Below are 14596 nucleotides of genomic sequence, written 5' to 3'. Positions count from 1 at the left end.
GCGCGCGATGAAATACCTGTCTTCCCCGGTGCTTGCAGCGCTCGCCATCGCTTTGCCCGTCCTGACGGCATCCGCGCAGGATTCGCGCAACACCACCGCGCTCGCACCCGACGCGCTCTTTGCCCGCGTCTCGCCCAGCGTCTGGGTCGTGCAGTCCGGCGACGCCCAAGGCAAGGTGCTCGCTACCGGCAGCGCGGTCGCCACCGGCGCGGGCACCGCCGTCACCAGCTGCCAGCTGCTCGCGAAGGCCAGCACGGTGACACTGAAGCGCGACAACGTGAGCTACGGCGCTACGCTGGCGCTGCCGGACGTGGAGCGCGATCTGTGCCAGCTGCGCATCCCGAATCTGCCTTCGCCCATCGCCGAGGTGGCTCCGGCGAATGCGCTCCAGGTCGGCATGCCGCTCTACGTGATCGGCGCGCCGCGCGGCAGGGAGCTCACGCTCGGCACCGGCATGCTGGGCGGCATCCGCCGCGGCAGCTCGGGCGAACTTGAGGCCTTGCAACTCGCCGCCGTGCTCGAAGCAGGCCTCGGCGGTGCCGGTGTGTTCGACGCACAAGGCCGGCTCGTGGGCGTGGTGCCGCCTTCGACGGCCGGTGCCGGGACGGCGAACCTGGCCATGCCGGCCTCCTGGATCGCGCAACTGCCGGAGCGTGGCAGACAGGCGATCGAACGGCTGGCGTCCCTGCCGGCAACGGCAACGACGGTGGCGAGCAGCGCCACAGCCAGCACCGCCGCCCCGACCGGATTTCCGGCAGGGCGCCCGAACATCGTCGAGTACCAGTTGCACGACCGCCTCACCAACACCTATCGCAACGTGGTCTACAGGGCAGACCCGGCGACGGACGATCGCATCAGCTTCAACAACGGCGGCTGGATCGAGAAACCGGGCGGCGAGGTACTGAGTGTCGCCACAGCTATCGCGGGCGAGTTCGACGCAGCCATGCCGCCGGGGGGCTGGGTCAAGGAAAACCTCAAGGAACAGGGGGCATGGCGGGCGCGCTACAGCTCCGCACCCGGTGGCACGCGCATCAACATGGACCTGAGCGCGTCAGTGATGGAAGACACCACGCTGACCGTCGCCGGCAAGGAACTCAAGGTCGTGCACATCGAATACAGGGGATACACGGAACGGTTCGCGAATGCGGGTGCCGTGGGCGGGAACCAGTACGGCCGCTACCGTGCGGACGTGTGGTTCTCGCAGGAACTGGGCCGCGTGGTCCGCTTCGAGGTGCAGACGCGCGGAGGCCAGAGCGGCGGGGCGTTCCAAGTCCGCGAAGCCCTCGAACTGGTCAGCATCCGCTAGCAGAAACGGACTGCCGAGCAGGGGCTGCCGCCCGGTGCAGCCCCGAAACCCGTCAGTTGCGATTCGGGTCGTCCGGCCGGCGGTCGCGGCGGTTCGGCACACCGTCGCCGTCGCGGTCCCAACCGCCCCTGTTGTATTGCCAGCGGTCGCCGTCCTGGCGCCATTCCGGCGCACGGTAGGCATAGCCCGGACGCGCGCGCACCCAGTAGCCGCGGACCCACATGTGGCGGCCACCGCGCCATTCATAGTGCCCCGGCGCCCACACATAGCCGCGGCGCGGCGGCGGCACGCGTTCGGAGCGCGGCGGGGGGGGCGCCACCTGAATGGTGACGGGCTGCGCCTGCGCGGCCGTGGGAACAGCCAACGTGCCCACCGACAGAAGCGAAGCAGCGCCGATGGAAAGAGCCAATGCGATCTTTTTCATGAAGTACCCCTCATGAGTTGTAGGAGCCTTCATGCTGCCCAGCCCGTGTGAAGCGCCTGTAAGCGGTGCGCGAAATCTTGTGTAGAGCTGTGACCCGCCTTTCGCTGCTCCTACGGCCCTTGCGAGCGCTCACTCCTGCAATTCGTGCAGGTCGATGGCCGCAGCCATCGCGGCATGGCCGGCCTTGTTGGGATGCAGGTGGTCGCCCGAGTCGAACAGCGGATTCAATGCCTGCGGGTCCGCGGGGTCGCGCAGAGCGGCATCGAAATCGACCACGCCATCGATGTCCTGCCGGCCGCGAATCCAGCGGTTGACGGCTTCGCGCATGGCATCGTTGGACTCGTTCCAGTAAGGCGTGTTCCTGAATGGCGGCACCGTGCCGAGCAGCACTTTCACGCCCTTGGCCCGAGCCTGCTTGACAAGTTGCTCCAGTCCGTCGGTGATGCGCTCGGCGGTCGGCATGTCGCGGGCCTTGATCTCGGCGCCGGGCACGTTGGCGAACAGAATGCGGCCGATATCGTTGGTGCCGAGCAGGACGATCGCGTGTGTCACGCTGCTCTGCCGCAAGGCGTCGCGCTCGAAACGCGAGAGGCCGCTGGGCCCGAGGCCGTCGGCCAGCAGGCGGTTGCCGCCGATGCCGGCATTGAGCACCGCCACGTCGTTTCCGGCGCTCTGCGTATCGCGCAGGCGCGTGGCCAGCATGTCGGGATAAGCCCCGAATTTGGCCTCCGCAGTGCCCGAGGTGATGGAGTCGCCGAACGCCACGACGGTGCGTACGGACTTCGTGGTGAGCACGTCGAGCCCGGTCACGATCTGGTTCAGCACCAGCGGCGTGGGGCTCTTCAGCTTGGGCGCCATCACGGCATTGCCGGCTGTCACCCATGTCGTTCCCGGCTCCAGCATGGAGACCGTGGAAAACGGTGTTGCGCGGTCGAAGAAGGCACTCACGACCACGGTTTGCCCCGCCTGCACCGGCAGGTCGATGCCGTCGCTCCAGGCGTCCGCGCCGGGAGCGATCGTGAGGCTGGTGCGGCCGCCGAAACGCAGCACGCGCAGCGTGGCCGGCGAGAACGCATCGGCGCCTGTGCCGCGTGCCGCACTCGCGGCGGCAATGCGCAGCGGCGTCTTGCCGAAGCGATTCGAGAAGCGGATGCGGATGCGCTGGCCGTCCAGCGACAGTTCGACCTGCTGGCGCAGCGTCTGCCCGCGCAGGTCATTGCCGGCGGGCGATGAATAGCCCGCGCCGCCCGGGCTTGCGGCCAGCTCGCCGAACTCGACCGGCGCCACGGCCCAGCTCGCCACCCAGTGCGCCTCGGCGGGCTGGCGGGGATGGTTGCCGGGAGTGACGGCCTGCACGCCCACGGCCAGCACTGCGAGGCAGAGGGCGGCCACCCAATGCGCCGTGGCCACGTCGCGGAGGCGGGCTGCCCAACGAAAAACCAGTTTCATTCGCGCAAAGCGGCCCAGTGTACGGAGCCATGATCTCCCGCGCGTGACGAGGTCTAAAGCCAGGTTACCAAGTGTCTACATAGGCAGCGGCCGCGCCAGGCGCCTTCGTCGCGGAGGACAGTCCACGCACCAGCCAGCTGCGCGTTTCGGCCGGATCGATCACCGCATCGATCTCCAGCGTCTGCGCCATGTGGAGCGCTTCGCCGTTCGCGTACTGCTGTGCCACGAGCTTCTTGAACAGCGCATCGCGCTCTGCGCCTTCGGTTGCCGCGGCCAGCTCCTTGCGGAAGCCCAGCCGCACTGCGCCTTCCAGCCCCATCGCGCCGAATTCACCGGTCGGCCAGGCCACAGTGAAAACGGGTGCGTCGAAGCCCCCCGCCGTCATCGCCTGCGCGCCCAAACCGTAGCCCTTGCGCAGCACCACGGCAAAGAAAGGCACGCGCAGGTGCGAGGCCACCATGAACATGCGGCACACGTGCCGCACCTGCGCCTGCGCCTCGATTTCGGGCCCGACCATGAAGCCGGGCGTGTCGCACAACGAAACAATTGGAAGGCCATGCGCATTGCACAGCTGCATGAAGCGCGCGGACTTGTCGGCCGCCTCCACGTCGATCGCACCGCCGAGGTGGTGTGGGTTGCTGGCCATCAGGCCGACCGGCCTGCCCTCGATGCGCGCGAGCGCCGTGACGATGCCCGCGCCGAAACCCGCGCGCAGTTCGAGCAGCGAGCCGGTGTCGGCCACGCCGCGCATCGCCGCACGCACGTCGTACACGCGCAGCCGGTTCTCGGGCACCACGTGACGCAGCGTGCGCGGGTCGGCGCATTGCCAACCGGTGGTCGCACCCTGGAAGTACGAGAGGTACTGCTTCGCCGCAACCACCGCGGCGGCTTCGTCTTCCACGAGGACGTCGATCACGCCATTGCGCGACTGCACGCTGCTCGGCCCGATCTGCTCCGGCGCGAACGTGCCGAGCCCGCCACCCTCGATCATCGCGGGGCCGCTCATGCCGATGTTGCTGCCCTTGGTGGCGATGATCACGTCGGCGCAACCCAGCAGCGCCGCGTTGCCCGCGAAGCAGCGGCCGTGCACGATGCCGACCACGGGCACCTTGCCCGACAGCGCCGCGAACTGGCTGAAGGTGTGGTTGTTCAGGCCCGCGACGATCGGCATGTCCGTATCGCCGGGACGACCACCACCGCCCTCGGCGAACAGCACCACGGGCAGCTTCAGTTGATGCGCCACGGCGAGCAGCCGGTCGGTCTTGTGGTGGTTGCGCATGCCCTGCGTGCCGGCCAGCACGGTGTAGTCGTAGGCCAGCACGGCGCAGCGCGACGCCTCGGGGCCGAACTGCTTCGCGTTGATGCTGCCCAGGCCCGTGACCATGCCGTCGGCAGGCGTGTTGGCGATCAGGTCTTCGAGCGTGCGGCGGCGCGTCTGCGCGGCGATGGCGAGCGCGCCGTACTCGATGAAGTTGCCGGGGTCGGCAGCGGTGTCGCACAGGTCGGCGATGTTCTCGCGCGCGGTGCGGCCGCCCTGCGCGTGGCGCTTGTCGATGGCCGCCTTGCGGTTGATGTCGAGCGTGGGCGCGTGGCGATCGATGACCTTGCGCAGGTCGGGGCGGATCGCGTCGAGGTCGTGCTCGGCGCGCGCCTCGGCCTCGACGGCTTGCGCATCGACGGCTTCGAGCTGCACCAGCGACTGGCCTTCGACGAGGTAGTCGCCGGGCGCGGCCAGCAGCGCGACCACGCGGCCGGCCACGGGCGCGTGCAGCAGATGCTCCATCTTCATGGCCTCGAGCACGCCGAGTTGTGCGCCGGCGGGCAGCACGTCGCCGATGTCCACTTCGAACTGCACGAGGCGCGCCGGCATCGACGCCTTGACGGTCAGTTCGTCCGAGCCGTCGTCTTCGACGGCGGGTTGCGCAGCCGGCGCGGCCGCCGTCTTCTTCGCATGCTTTTCAAACGAAGCCGCGGCAGCCAGCAGATCGCCCAGATGCGTCTCCACGAAGCGCGTGTGCACCGCCTGCGTCGCGAACTCGGGCCGCGCCGCGATGGCGCGCAGCAGCGACAGGTTCGTGGCGATGCCGTCGATGTGGCATTCGTCCAGCGCGCGCAGCGAACGGCGCAATGCATCTGCGAAACGCGGCGACGGCGAATGCACGATGAGCTTGGCCAGCAGCGTGTCGTAGTGCGGCGAGGGCGCAAGTCCCGCATAGCCGTGCGTGTCGACGCGCACGCCCGGCCCCGCCGGCAGGTCGAAGCGCGCGAGCGTGCCGCCCGAGGGCCGCGCGTTGCCTTGCGCATCGAGCGTCTCGGCGTTGATACGCCACTGCACCGCAAAGCCGCGCTGCGGCGCCGTGCGATCGGCGTCCACACCCAGTTCATCCAAGGGCTGGCCCGCTGCGACAGCGATCTGCAGTTGCACCAGATCGAGACCCGTCACCGCTTCCGTCACCGTGTGCTCGACCTGCAGGCGCGGGTTCGCCTCGATGAAGACGAAGGGCAGCGTCGACGATCCGGCATCCACCAGGAATTCAAACGTGCCCAGCCCGCGATAACCCACCGCCTTCGCCATGCGCAGCGCAGCCTGCGTGACCCGCGCGCGCAGGGCCTCGGGCAGCGACGGGCTCGGCGCGATTTCCACCAGCTTCTGGAAGCGCCGCTGCAGCGTGCATTCGCGCTCGCCGAGGCTGGCCACGGACTGCCCGTCGCCCAGCACCTGCACCTCGATGTGCCGCGCGTTGCGCATCAGCCGTTCGACGTACACGCCCTCGATGCCGAAGGCCGCCCTGGCTTCGGACATGCAGCGCGCATGCGCCTCGGGCAGTTCCTGCGCATTCAGCACCGCGCGCATGCCGCGCCCGCCGCCGCCGCCGATGGCCTTGACCATCACGCCCGCGCCCTGCGCATGCTGCTCGGCGAAGAAGGCCTGCGCCTGCGCGAGCGTCACCGCACCGGCGCTGCCGGGCATCACCGGCACATCGCATTGCGTGGCCAGGGCGCGTGCGCGTGCCTTGTCGCCGAACAGGCCCAGCTGCTCGGGCGTCGGGCCGATGAAGACGAGGCCTGCCTCGGCACAGGCCTGCGCGAAATCGGCGCGCTCACTGAGAAAGCCGTAGCCGGGATGCACCGCATCGCATCCTTGCGCCTTTGCAACGGCAATCAGCGCGGCCACGTCGAGGTACGCCGAAGGCCCGGTCGCGTCGAGTGCGACGGCGGTGTCGGCCAACTGCGCGTGCAGCGCCGAGGCGTCGTCGCGCGCATGCACCGCCACGCTGGCGATGCCCAGGTCGTGCAGGGCGCGCACCAGCCGCACGGCGATTTCGCCGCGGTTGGCAATCAGGACTTTGGAGAACAAGCGTTACCTCTCAGCTTTGGTCTTTGAGCAGGCGGCGCAGCACCTTGCCCGCGCCGGTGGTCGGCAATGCACCGATGAAGCTCACGGCGCGCGGCGCCTTGTAGCTCGCCATGTTGTCTCGCGCCCAGGCAATCAGCGCATCGGCCTCGAGCGCGGCGCCGGGCTTGCGCACGATGAAGGCCTTCACGACCTCGCCCTTCTCGGCATCGGGCTGCGCGATGACGGCCGCCTGCGCGACCGCCGGGTGCTTGATGAGGATGGTCTCGACCTCTTCGGGGAACACGCTGTAGCCCGAGACCTTGATCATTTCCTTGAAGCGGCCGATGAAGGTGAGGTAGCCATCGGCGTCGAGCTTGCCCATGTCGCCCGTGTGCACCCAGCCGTTGCGCAGCGTGGCAGCCGTGGCCTCGGGCTTGTTCCAATAGCCCTTGAAGACGCCGGGGCTGGTCAGCACGATCTCGCCGACCTCGCCCGTGGGCACTTCGGCCTGCGTGTCGACGTCGATGATGCGGATGGCCACGCCCGGCACCGCGATGCCCTGCGTGCCCCAGCGCGGCGCATGGTGGGGCGTGTAGGTGTCGCAGGTGTGCGTTTCGCTCAGACCGTAGGCCGCCTCGAACGAGGTGCAGTCGGGTGCGTGCGAGCGCCACTGCCGTGCCAGCGGTTCGGTAAAGGTGATGCCGAAGCTCGTCACCGGGTTCATCTTCAGGCTGCCCAGGTCGAAGCTCGCGATGTCGGGCACTTGCATGCAGGCCACGTTCATCGGCGCGATGCTGTACCACCAGCTCACCTTGTACGCAGCAATGGCCTGCAGCGCTGCGCGCGGATCGAAGCGGTGCATCAGCACCGAGGTCGCGCCGCTCAGCACCGGCACGTTGACGCCCATCAGCATGCCCGCGATGTGATACAGCGGCGCGATGGACAGCAGCACGTCATCGGGCCCCAAGCCATTGCAGTCGGCCGCGGCGCGCGTCTTGAAGAGCGCGTTGCCGTAGCTCAGCATCGCGCCCTTCGGCAGGCCGGTGGTGCCCGAGGTGTAGGTCATGAGCGCAACGTCGTCCATGTCGATCGCGACGGCCTGCGGCTTCGCGCCGGTCTTCATCACGGAGAGGAAGTCTTCGCAGCCTTCGGGCACGGTGCGTTCGGCCTTGCGCTCCGCGGCGAGTTCGAGCGGAAGGTCAAGCGCGGGATCGGCGGGCAGCAGGTCGGCGTAGTGCACCACGAACACATGTTCGAGCGCGCTCTGCGGCTGCACCTTGCGCACCACCGGCAACAGCGGCGCAGCCGCGACGATCACGCGCGCCTTCAGGTCGTTGACCTGGTAGGCCAGCTCGTGCTCCTTGTTGAGCGGCCCGCTCGGGCAGACGATGGCGCCGATCTTCTGGATGCCGAAGTGCGCGACGAGGTACTGCGGGCAGTTGTTGAGGAAGAGCACCACGGGCTCGCCCTTCTTCACACCGAGCGCCTGCAGCCGCGCAGCGAATGCGTCGCTCGCGCGGTCGAGCTCGGACCAGCTCACTGCATGGCCGTACCAGAGGCAGGCGGTGCTGCCGCCGCGCTCGCGTGCGTGGGCGCGCAAGTACTCGTGCAGGGGCTGCAGCGGGCGGTCGGGCAATGTCTCCATGGCGTCACTTCCTCAGGGTTATCGATAGCCGCAGGCACCGGGCTGGCGCTTGCCAATGGTGCATGGTGCACGAACAATCCTACCCATGGGTATAACTTCCGCGACACGGCACAAACCCTCTGGAAGCCAGAGCGACGCGGCTGCACAGCCGCACCTGCCGCAAGGCACGGGCCGCCAGCGCGCGGCCACGCAGGGCACCGACCTGCAGCGCGAGCGCATCCTGCAGGCGGCTGCGCAGCTGTTCGCGGCGCAGGGCTATGCCAACACGACCATGGCGCAGATCGTGCGCGCACTGGGCGTGACCAAGCCCTTCGTGTACTACTACTTCCGCGACAAGCAGGAGATCTTCGAAACATTGTCGTGGCGCCCCGCAGTCGATTGCTTCACCGCGCTCGACTTCGCGGCCACCGATCCGCGGCGCGCGAGCCAGAAGGTGCTCGAAGGCATCGAGCGGCTGATTCGCGCGACCATCACGCACCACCCCGTCGCCTTCTTTCCTTACCGCGAGCCGCAGGTGTACCGGCCCGAGTACATCGCGGCGCAGAAGAAGCTCGCCCACCACTTCTACGACCTGCTGTGCCCGCTACTCGAAGAAGCGCGGCGCGACGGCGACCTGGACTTCGCCGAGACCAAGCTCACCGCGCTCGCGGCCTGCAGCCTGCCGGGCTTTCTCTACAGCTGGTACCGCCCGAACGGGCGCCTCTCGCCCGACGAGGTGGTGGCCGAGCTCACGAAGCTGGCCAGCCGCGTGATCGGGCTGCAAGCGAAGAACTGACCGACAACCATCCCCGGAGACAAACCATGAAGTTCAGCCATGCGCCATTGGCGCGGATCGCCCTTGCCTGTCTGCTGGTCACCGCCGGCGCCGCTCACGCGCAGCAGACCTACAAGGTCGCCTACATCGATCCGCTCTCGGGTCCTTTTGCCAACGTCGGCGAGCTGATGCTGATGCACACGCAGTACGCCATCGAGGACATCAACGCCAGGGGCGGCGTGCTCGGCGGCACCAAGCTGCAGCTGCTGCAGTTCGACAGCAAGCTCTCGGCGCAGGAAAGCCAGAGCGCGCTGCAGGCGGCCATCGACCAGGGCGCGAAGGCCATCGTGACGGGCGGCTCGGGCTCGTCGGTGGTCACGGCGCTGGTGCAGTCGGTGGCGCGCTGGAACCAGCGCAATCCGGGCAAGGAGCTGATCGTGCTGAACCACTCCTCGATCGACCCCGAGATGACGGGCAAGGGCTGCAGTTTCTGGCACTTCCAGACCGAGGCCAACACGGCGATGAAGATGAAGGCGCTGGCCAATTACATCAAGAAGACGCCCGACGTGAAGAAGGTCTACCTGCTCAACCAGGACTACGCGCACGGCAAGCAGTGGGCCAGCTACGGCCGGCAGCTGGTGGGCCTGGCGCGGCCCGACATCCAGTTCGTGGGCGAGGCGCTGCACCCCATCGGCCGCGTGAAGGACTTCGCGCCCTACATCGCGAACGTGAAGCAGAGCGGCGCCGATTCGGTCATCACCGGCAACTGGGGCCAGGACATGACGCTGCTGCTGAAGGCCGCGGGCGACGCGGGCTACAACCTGCGCTACTTCAACCACAGCGCAGGGTCGGTGCCGGGCACGGTCACGGCGGTGTCGCAGGCGAAGCTGGGGCAGCTGACCTGGGTGGCCGAATGGCACCCGGGCGAAGTCGACACGCCGAAGGTCGACGCACTGGCCAAAGCCTACAAGGCCAAGACCGGCAAGGACTTCCTCGCGCCGCGCATCGACATGACGCCGCGCCTGCTGGCTGCCGCCATCGACAAGGCCGGTTCGACCGACACCGTCAAGGTGGCTCGTGCGCTCGAAGACCTGAACTTCGAGTCGGTGGTTGGTCCGGTGCGCATGCGCGCCGAAGACCACCAGTTGTTGTTGCCGCAGGTGGTCAACACCATCGTGCCAGTGGACGGCAAGACGGTGAAGACGGGCTGGGAAGGCACCAGCTACGGCTTTCGCACCGACGCGGTCTATACCGGGAACGAGCTGGCGCAGGGGACGGAGTGCAAGATGGTTTTCGCTCCTCCTTTATTTCGCTGCGGGGAGCACCCGATGCCCTGTGCACGAGGGCGCGCTGCTGGTGTATCGCTGATCAACCACTGCTCTGAACGATCACGCCGATGCGGGGGCCTTTTTCGCGAAATAAAGGAGGAGCGAAGCGGGGGACATTCGCGAAAAAGGTCACCGCGTCCGCGTGAGCGCGCCCCGAATGAACCCCGAAGCTAAGGGAAACCCCGTCCTGCCCGCCCCTCATGCCGTCGGGATACTCCGGCTTCCATACCCCGGTATCCGAAGCGGGTCCACTCCAAAGGCACAACAAGACCATGGCAGGCAAAAACTCGCTCCACCCGATCCCGCATCCGGCGAAGAAACCTTTCGTCGGCAACCTGCTGTCGATCGGCTCCGACTCCCCCGTGCTCGACATGTGGAAGATCGCGCAGGACCTCGGCGGCATCTACTGGCTGGACATGCCGGGCATGCCGGTGATCGTGGTCTCGTCGCCCGCGCTGGTGGACGAACTCTGCGAGGAAGCGCGCTTCGACAAGAGCACGCGCGGCGCGCTGCGCCGGCTGCGTGCCGCGTCGCACGGACTGTTCACTTCGGACACGCACGAGGAGACCTGGTCGAAGCCGCACAACATCCTGCTGGCCAACTTCAGCCAGCGCGCGATGCAGGCCTACCACCCGATGATGCTGGACATCGCGGGGCAGTTGGTCACCAAGTGGGAGCGGCTGAACTTCGATGAAGAGGTGGATGTGGTGCGCGACATGACCGCGCTCACGCTCGACACCATCGGCCTGTGCGGCTTCGGCTACCGCTTCAATTCGTTCTACCGCGAGGGCTTCCATCCTTTCGTCGATGCGATGGTGCGCACGCTGGAGACGGTGCAGAACCGCCGCGGCCTGCCGCTGGAAGAGCTGATGCTGAAGAAGGAGCTCGCGCAGCAGCGCAAGGACATCCGCTTCATGCACAAGATGGTGGAAGACATCATCGAGGAGCGGCGCGCGAGCGGCGCCGACATCGCCACCAAGCCCGACCTGTTGAGCTACATGATCGCGGGCGTGGACAAGAAGAGCGGCGAGCAGCTCACCGACAAGATGATCCGCGACGAGTGCATCGAATTCCTCATCGCGGGGCACGAAACCACCAGCGGCCTGCTCTCGTTCGCCATCTACTTCCTGCTGAACAACCCCGAGGCCATGGCCAAGGCGCAGGCTGAGGTGGACAACGTGTTCGGCCCCGACACCACGCAGAAGCCGACCTACGCGCAGGTCAACCGGCTGCAGTACGTGATGCAGGTGCTGAAGGAGTCGCTGCGCCTGTACCCGACCGCGCCCGCGATCTCGATGCGCGCCAAGGAAGACACGAAGATCGGCGGGCTGTACACGATCAAGAAGAACAACATGGTCATCATGCATGCGCTCGCGCTGCATCGCGACAAGGGCATCTGGGGCGAGGATGCCGACCAGTTCAACCCCGACCACTTCAGCCGCGAGGCCGAGCGCGAGCGGCCGGTGAACGCTTTCAAGCCCTTCGGCAACGGGCAGCGCGCCTGCATCGGGCGGCAGTTCGCCCTGCAGGAGGCGGTGCTCACGCTGGGCATGATCCTGCAGCGCTTCAACCTCGTCGATCACACGGGCTACAAGCTGAAGATCAAGGAAGCATTGACGATCAAGCCCGAGAATTTCAAGATCAAGGCGCTGCTGCGCGACCCGGCCACGCGCCCGCGCGGCAACATGAGCGACGCGGCCGCCGCGCCCGTGCAGCCCACGCAGCCTGCACAGCGCAAGCCGCAGGCGGCGCGCCACGGCACCTCGCTGCTGGTGCTGCAGGGCTCCAACCTCGGCACGGCCGAAGACCTCGCGCGGCAGCTGGCCGAGGCCGGCGAGATGCGCGGCTTCTCCACGCAGCTGGCCTCGCTCGACGACTATGCCGAGCGGCTGCCGGCCAACGGCGCGGTCGCCATCGTCTGCGCCTCGTACAACGGCGTGGCACCCGACAACGCGGCCGAGTTCCATCGCTGGCTCGACAAGGCCGACGACTCGCTCAACGGCGTGCGCTTCAGCGTGTTCGGCTGCGGCAACACCGACTGGGCTGCCACCTACCAGGCCGTGCCGCGCCGCATCGACGAACGGCTCGAAGCGCTCGGCGCCACGCGCGTGCATCCGCGCGGCGAAGGCGATGCGCGCGAAGACATGGACGGCGCCTTCCAGGACTGGAGCGATGCGCTGTGGCCCGAGCTGGTGAAGGCCTTCGGCATCAAGACCGGCGCCGACACGCCCGCGCAGAGCGAGCCGCTCTACACGCTCGAGGAGCTGCCGCCGCCGCAGAAGAACGCGATCGTCGACGCGCTGGGCGCGGTGGCGCTGCGGGTGATCGAGAACCGCGAGCTGCAGAACGGCGGCAACGGGGAAGCGGGCCGCTCCACGCGCCACGTCGAGCTGATGCTGCCCGAGGGCGTGGCCTACCGCGCCGGCGATCACCTGAGCGTGGTGCCGCGCAATGGCCCGGCCCAGGTCGAACGCACGATGGCGCGCTTCGGCTTCGACCGCACGGCCCACGTGCGCCTGCATGCGGGCGCGGGCCGCAAGGCGGCGCTGCCGGTGGAGCAGGTGATCGCGGTCGACCGGTTGCTGGGTGACTACGTCGAGCTGCAGGACGTGGCCACGCGCAAGCAGATCGCCACGCTCGCGGCGTACACCGAGTGCCCTTTCACCAAACCCAAGCTCGCGGCGCTGTCGGGCAGCGACGAGGCTTCGCAGGCAACGTACAAGGCCGAGGTGTTGCACAAGCGCAAGTCGTTGCTCGACCTGCTGGAAGAACATCGCGCCTGCCAGGTGCCGTTCGCGGTGTTCCTCGAAATGCTGTCGCCACTGTCGCCGCGCTACTACTCGATCTCTTCCTCCCCGACGATGACGCCGGGCAAGTGCAGCGTGACGGTGGGCGTGGTGAGCGGCCCGGCCAAGTCGGGCACCGGCACCTTCGAGGGCGTGTGCTCCAACTTCCTGGCGCGTGCCGAAGCCGGCGACACGGTCCACGGCGTGGTGCGCGAGACCACGGCCGAGGGCTTCCGGCTGCCGGAGGATGCAAGCCGGCCGCTCATCATGGTCGGACCGGGCACCGGCCTCGCGCCGTTCCGCGGCTTCCTGCAGGAGCGCGCAGCACAGATCGAAGGAGGTAATCCGCTCGGCGAGGCGCTGCTGTTCTTCGGCTGCCGCCATCCCGAGCAGGACTTTATCTACGCCGACGAACTCCAGGCCTGGGCGCACCGCGGCGTGATGAAGCTGCACACCGCGTTCTCTCGCGCGGGCGAGCGCAAGGTCTACGTGCAGGACCTGATCCGCGAGCAGGCCGCCGATGTGTGGAAGCTGCTGGAAGCGGGCGCGGTGGTGTACGTGTGCGGCGATGGCTCGCGCATGGAGCCCGACGTGCGGCGCACGCTGAGCGACCTCGCGCGCGAACACGGGCACGACAGCACGGCGTGGATGGACAAGATGATCGCCGACCAGCGCTACGTGCTGGACGTGTGGGCCGGAAGCTGAGAAGCCCGCCGGGGCTCAGATATCGCGATCGGGATCCGGATAGACCAGCGGCCCGAGCAGCCCGCGGTTGAAGGGCTTCCACTCGCCCTCGGGCTGCGCCAGCCGGTCGGCCACCGCATAGAGCACCGCAGGGTGCGCGCCCAGTCCCAGGTGACTGGCGACGACTTCGATGTTCTCGGACTGCGGCCCGGTCTTCTCGATGCTGCAGCGCCATGCAACGACACCGTCGGTGCGGCTGAAGATCGAGGTGGTCGGCACTGGCGGCGTGGGCTGCACGAACTTCATGCGGCGCGGGTCGTGCGAACTCTGGCCGCTCACGCCTTCGTACACGCGCCATGCGTTGGTGGCGCGCGCGCTGCCGGAGAACGGACTGCCCAGCGTGATGACGTTGCGGATCATGGGCGCATAGGAAGACGCCAGCAGCCGCGCATACACGCCGCCCAAACTCCAGCCGATCACGCTGACCTTCTGGCCGCTGTTGTCGTGCAGGCTCTTCAGCAATTCGACCATGGCGTCTTCCACGCCTTCGCGCGGACCGAAGTTACGGCCCTGGCCCCAGCCGTGCGCGTCGTAGCCGCGGCTGCACAGGTAGCGGCGCAGCAGCAGCGTGGAACCGTCGCCCGCCACCAGGCCCGGCAGCACGAGCACCGGGTGTCCGTCGCCGCGCGGCGTGAGCTGCAGCAGCGGCCACATGGCGATGCCGGCGCCGGTTTCCCAGAGCGCGCGGGCTTCGGCCAGCAGCAGCAGGCGCGACGGCGGTGCGACGGGTTCCTTGGCGTAGGTGGCAGTGGTCATGAGATGGATGGCTCCTTTGTGGTTTTTATCTGCTTCAAGACGAACATGAGTGCGACGGAACCAATGA

The 14596-nt window shown here is 68.0% G+C and carries 8 protein-coding genes and 1 pseudogene; 4 read left to right on the top strand and 5 right to left on the bottom strand.

Going from position 1 to position 14596, the window contains the following annotated elements; genetic code table 11:
* The first annotated feature begins 7 nt into the window (after positions 1 to 7).
* On the top strand, positions 8 to 1306 hold the full coding sequence (locus tag ASC92_RS10280) for a S1 family peptidase (protein WP_056514272.1): 1299 nt from the start codon (positions 8 to 10) through the stop codon (positions 1304 to 1306).
* A 52-nt stretch (positions 1307 to 1358) separates the two neighbouring features.
* On the opposite strand, the gene ASC92_RS10275 is transcribed toward ASC92_RS10280, so the two are convergent.
* The 4 genes from ASC92_RS10275 to ASC92_RS10260 form a co-directional block, all read right to left on the bottom strand.
* A complete protein-coding gene (locus ASC92_RS10275; protein ID WP_056514269.1) occupies positions 1359 to 1730 on the bottom strand; it encodes a YXWGXW repeat-containing protein in 372 nt (123 codons plus the stop codon).
* Between the two features lie 129 nt (positions 1731 to 1859).
* Positions 1860 to 3179, bottom strand: coding sequence for an SGNH/GDSL hydrolase family protein (locus tag ASC92_RS10270; protein WP_200935968.1), 1320 nt, complete (start codon positions 3177 to 3179; stop codon positions 1860 to 1862).
* 64 nt (positions 3180 to 3243) lie between these two features.
* Positions 3244 to 6537, bottom strand: a complete 3294-nt coding sequence (locus tag ASC92_RS10265; protein WP_056514264.1) for a carboxyl transferase domain-containing protein — start codon at positions 6535 to 6537, stop codon at positions 3244 to 3246.
* 10 nt (positions 6538 to 6547) lie between these two features.
* Entirely contained in the window at positions 6548 to 8161 is a 1614-nt protein-coding gene (locus ASC92_RS10260; protein ID WP_056514261.1) for an AMP-binding protein, read from the bottom strand.
* Positions 8162 to 8246: 85 nt separating this feature from the next.
* Between ASC92_RS10260 and ASC92_RS10255 the strand changes: the two genes are divergently transcribed.
* The 3 genes and pseudogenes from ASC92_RS10255 (at position 8247) to ASC92_RS10245 (ending at position 13734) form a co-directional block, all read left to right on the top strand.
* Positions 8247 to 8936 carry a TetR/AcrR family transcriptional regulator gene (locus tag ASC92_RS10255; protein WP_056514256.1) on the top strand — a complete coding sequence of 230 codons (690 nt, stop codon included), beginning with the start codon at positions 8247 to 8249 and terminating at the stop codon, positions 8934 to 8936.
* Between the two features lie 26 nt (positions 8937 to 8962).
* Positions 8963 to 10204 (top strand): annotated as a pseudogene (locus ASC92_RS10250) (branched-chain amino acid ABC transporter substrate-binding protein); the annotation flags it as partial.
* A gap of 311 nt (positions 10205 to 10515) precedes the next feature.
* On the top strand, positions 10516 to 13734 hold the full coding sequence (locus ASC92_RS10245) for a bifunctional cytochrome P450/NADPH--P450 reductase (protein ID WP_056514253.1): 3219 nt from the start codon (positions 10516 to 10518) through the stop codon (positions 13732 to 13734).
* A 15-nt stretch (positions 13735 to 13749) separates the two neighbouring features.
* Here ASC92_RS10245 and ASC92_RS10240 read toward each other — a convergent pair whose 3' ends face one another.
* Positions 13750 to 14529, bottom strand: coding sequence for an esterase/lipase family protein (locus tag ASC92_RS10240; protein ID WP_056514250.1), 780 nt, complete (start codon positions 14527 to 14529; stop codon positions 13750 to 13752).
* Between the last annotated feature and the right edge of the window lie 67 nt (positions 14530 to 14596).

The sequence above is a fragment of the Variovorax sp. Root411 genome (genome assembly GCF_001425205.1).
Lineage (GTDB): Bacteria > Pseudomonadota > Gammaproteobacteria > Burkholderiales > Burkholderiaceae_C > Variovorax.
This window is presented reverse-complemented; position numbering and strand designations above follow the sequence as displayed.

Coding starts and splice junctions, on each gene's coding strand:
- ASC92_RS10280 (WP_056514272.1), top strand. CDS start 8: ATGAAATACCTGTCTTCCCCGGTGCTTGCAGCGCTCGCCATCGCTTTG.
- ASC92_RS10275 (WP_056514269.1), bottom strand. CDS start 1,730: ATGAAAAAGATCGCATTGGCTCTTTCCATCGGCGCTGCTTCGCTTCTG.
- ASC92_RS10270 (WP_200935968.1), bottom strand. CDS start 3,179: ATGAAACTGGTTTTTCGTTGGGCAGCCCGCCTCCGCGACGTGGCCACG.
- ASC92_RS10260 (WP_056514261.1), bottom strand. CDS start 8,161: ATGGAGACATTGCCCGACCGCCCGCTGCAGCCCCTGCACGAGTACTTG.
- ASC92_RS10255 (WP_056514256.1), top strand. CDS start 8,247: ATGGGTATAACTTCCGCGACACGGCACAAACCCTCTGGAAGCCAGAGC.
- ASC92_RS10245 (WP_056514253.1), top strand. CDS start 10,516: ATGGCAGGCAAAAACTCGCTCCACCCGATCCCGCATCCGGCGAAGAAA.
- ASC92_RS10240 (WP_056514250.1), bottom strand. CDS start 14,529: ATGACCACTGCCACCTACGCCAAGGAACCCGTCGCACCGCCGTCGCGC.